This window comes from Mycobacterium colombiense (assembly GCF_001953985.1).
Lineage (GTDB): Bacteria > Actinomycetota > Actinomycetes > Mycobacteriales > Mycobacteriaceae > Mycobacterium > Mycobacterium colombiense_B.
On record NZ_MBEI01000011.1, the window covers coordinates 1 to 756 of the forward strand.

A 756-nucleotide genomic window follows, 5' to 3' on the forward strand; every position below is an offset into this window, starting at 1 on the left:
GGCGAAGTTCTGCCAGGCCAACACCACCTGCACCAGCGGGTGATGGGCCAACGATCGGGTCGGGTTGAGCCGCTCCACCAGCAGCTCGAAGGGCACGTCCTGGTGCTCGTAGGCGGCCAGGCTACGCGCGCGCACCTGGGCCAGCAGTTCGGCCACGGTGGGATCCCCGGTCAGATCGACGCGCAGCACCAAGGTGTTGACGAAGAACCCGACCAGCTGATCGAGTGCGGGGTCATCACGTCCGGCGATCGCGAACCCGACCGCCACATCACTGCTGGCGCTGAGCTTGGCCAACAGCACCGCCAGGGCGGCCTGGACCACCATGAAACTGGTCGTGTTGTGCTCACGGGCCGCCTGCGCGACCCGCTGGTGCAGCTCGGCCGGCCAGTCCACGATCACACTGGCACCGCGATAATCGGCCGCCGGCGGGTAGGGCCTATCGGTTGGCAACGCCAGCCGCTCGGGCATCCCGGCCAGCGCCTGCTCCCAATACGCCAACTGCGCGGCGATCGGGCTCTCGGCATCGGCCACCTCACCGAGCTGGGCGCGCTGCCACAGCGTGTAATCGGCATACTGCACCGGCAATGGCGCCCACCCCGGGGCGTGCCCCGCACACCGGCTGGCAAACGCCACCCCCAGATCAGCGACCAGCGGGGCCATCGACACGCCGTCGGCGGCGATATGGTGCATCACGGCCACCAGCACATGCTCGTCCGCGCCAACACGGAAAAGCCTTGCCCGCAACGGGATCTCGGT

At 68.8% G+C, this 756-nt stretch carries 1 protein-coding gene; it reads right to left on the bottom strand.

The window, feature by feature from the left end; all coding sequences use genetic code 11:
* The coding region (locus A5732_RS02665) for a condensation domain-containing protein (RefSeq protein ID WP_253188988.1) at positions 1 to 756 on the bottom strand (756 nt) is incomplete at both ends.